This is a genomic window from uncultured Ruthenibacterium sp., assembly GCF_963558415.1.
Classification (GTDB): Bacteria; Bacillota; Clostridia; order Oscillospirales; family Ruminococcaceae; genus Ruthenibacterium.
The window spans coordinates 1-2,019 of sequence record NZ_CAUWGY010000153.1 but is presented as its reverse complement, the minus strand read 5'-3'; the positions used below and the strand labels follow the sequence as shown (position 1 = coordinate 2,019).

The following is a 2,019-nucleotide window of genomic DNA, read 5'->3' as shown; positions in this document are numbered from 1 at the left end:
AGTCGATGACTTCCTCAGCCACGTCGCAGATGGAGCCCATGGCGATGATGACGCGTTCTGCGTCGGGTGCGCCGTAGTACTCGAACAGCTCGTAGTGAGTGCCCAGTTTCTCGTTGATCTTGTGCATGTATTTCTCGGCGATGCCGGGAACAGCCTCGTAGAATTTGTTGCAAGCCTCACGGTGCTGGAAGAAGATGTCGCCGTTTTCGTGAGAACCGCGCATAGAAGGATGCTCGGGGCTCAGCGCATGATCGCGGAACGCTTTCACAGCGTCCATATCGGTCATTTCTTTCAGATCGTCGTAATCCCACACTTCGATTTTCTGGATCTCATGAGAAGTGCGGAAGCCGTCGAAGAAGTTCACAAAAGGAACGCGGCTTTCGATGGCAGTCAGGTGAGCCACAGGGCCCAGATCCATAACTTCCTGGGGGTTGGACTCGGCCAGCATAGCAAAACCGGTCTGACGGCAGGCATATACGTCGGAATGGTCACCGAAGATGTTCAGTGCATGGCTCGCAACGGTACGCGCGGACACATGGAACACGCAGGGCAACAACTCACCTGCAATCTTGTACATATTCGGAATCATCAGCAACAGGCCCTGAGAAGCCGTGAATGTGGTGGTCAGAGCGCCAGCAGCCAGAGAGCCGTGAACGGTTCCCGCAGCGCCTGCCTCAGACTGCATCTCCATGACCTTTACTTCGGTACCGAAGATGTTTTTCTGGTGAGCAGCGCTCCACTGGTCAACCATGTCCGCCATCGGGCTGGACGGGGTGATGGGGTAGATACCGGCAACTTCTGTAAACGCATATGCTACATGCGCAGCAGCGGTGTTGCCGTCCATAGATTTTTTAGATCTTGGCATTTTTCTTCCTCCGCTTCAAATGTTTTGAATGCAGAACAGCCGCGCCCCCGCAATCTGCGGACCCGCGTATGTTTTGCGGCCACGTGCACCGCAAAAATCGCCGCCGGCGCCCTTGGAAAACGAGAGAGTTCAACTGTTCGCGCTCGGTATTATTGTAGCAAACTTGCCGCCAAAAGTAAACAAGCATCCTGCGCTTTCCAGTGGTTTTTCGGGTAAAAAATCACAAATTCCGCATCGTGGGACGCGAATTCTTTGTGGATTTCAACTGTATGAAACCGGTTAAGTTTAACAAGCCTTTACAGGTAGCCTTTAAATTGACAGAATTTGCGAAATCCTTTATTATATATAGTAATTATGCGCTGCCTTCGGGAGCGCTCCAAAAAGGAGTGTTTATTGTTACATGGACCCGGATGGTCTTTCTATTGTAATCTGTGTGGTATTGGGCCTTTGTTCTTTGCTGGCCGCCTATTGGGCGGGCGGCGCGCTTGCGGGGGACGATGAGAGGGAAAAACCTTCACGTCTTGGATTTTCCGACCGTGCGGCCGGAATGACCGCTTTGTTTTTTGTTTTGTTCGGTGCTTTTTTCTGGCAGCTTTGCGATGAGCTGAAGCATCACGCTCTTTTGTTGTGGGCAATTCCCGGCTTACTGGTATTTGTTCTGATTTGCGTGGTGGTTTTTTCCTTTGGCTTTGCAGGTGCGCAGAAAGGCAAGGGAAAGTTTGGCGATGTGTTGGGCATGCTGCTGACCGCACCTGCCAAATTGAGTTTGAAGCTGGCGGGCATTTCGGCAAACAGCAACGTCACTGAAGAAGAACTGATGAACATGGTGGAGGACGTAGAAGAGCAGTCCCTCATTGATGAGAATCAGAAAAAAATGATTGCCAGCATCGTAGAATTCGACGATGTGACCGCGGTGGATGTGATGACACACCGCACGGAGATCGTCAGTGTGGCGGACACGGCCAACATTGGCGACGTGGTGCGCCTGGCGATGGCCGAGGGCATCTCCCGCATTCCCGTGTATCACAAAACACTGGACGACGTAGTGGGCATGCTGCACGTGAAGGATCTGTTCGGATTGTGGGACGACCCTGCCCGCAGCAGCGAACTGGCATCGAACCACATGCGCAAGGCCATGTTTGTGCCCGAGGCTT

At 52.6% G+C, this 2,019-nt stretch carries 1 protein-coding gene and 1 pseudogene; one reads left to right on the top strand and one right to left on the bottom strand.

What is annotated here, in order from left to right; translation table 11 throughout:
* Nucleotides 1-865: pseudogene (locus AB5H98_RS13330) on the bottom strand (pyruvate:ferredoxin (flavodoxin) oxidoreductase); the annotation flags it as partial.
* Between the two features lie 400 nt (nt 866-1,265).
* Here AB5H98_RS13330 and AB5H98_RS13325 point away from each other — a divergent pair.
* Nucleotides 1,266-2,019, top strand: a 754-nt coding sequence (locus tag AB5H98_RS13325) for a CBS domain-containing protein (protein WP_367926368.1), incomplete at its 3' end; no start/stop codon positions are given.